At 54.6% G+C, this 383-nt stretch carries 2 tRNA genes; both read left to right on the forward strand.

Going from position 1 to position 383, the window contains the following annotated elements:
* Positions 1-219: 219 nt before the first annotated feature.
* Positions 220-296 (forward strand) — tRNA-Met (locus ACE5LO_RS27850).
* 10 nt (positions 297-306) lie between these two features.
* Positions 307-382, forward strand: a tRNA-Val gene (locus ACE5LO_RS27855).
* Position 383: the final 1 nt, after the last annotated feature.

The following is a 383-nucleotide window of genomic DNA, read 5'->3' on the forward strand; positions in this document are numbered from 1 at the left end:
CTCAAGGGGACCCTCTGCTAAGGGGTTAGACTGCGTAAGTGGTGCGAGGGTTCGAATCCCTCTCTCTCCGTTTAGAAATACATCCTCGCAAGGGATTTGAACCCAGTCGGGTTCGTCGGAGCATAGGCTTCGTTAGGAACTGCATCGCAGTCTCGAGCGAAGCGAGAGTATCCCTCTCTCTCCGTTTTGAAATACTTCTATGCATTTTTGATTGATTATGGCGGTGTAGCTCAGCTGGCTAGAGCGTACGGTTCATACCCGTGAGGTCGGGGGTTCGATCCCCTCCGCCGCTACCATACATACCCAGGAGGCTTAGCTCAGCTGGGAGAGCATCTGCCTTACAAGCAGAGGGTCGGGGGTTCGATCCCCTCAGCCTCCACCAT

It is taken from the genome of Paenibacillus medicaginis (assembly GCF_042138635.1).
Lineage (GTDB): Bacteria > Bacillota > Bacilli > Paenibacillales > Paenibacillaceae > Paenibacillus > Paenibacillus medicaginis.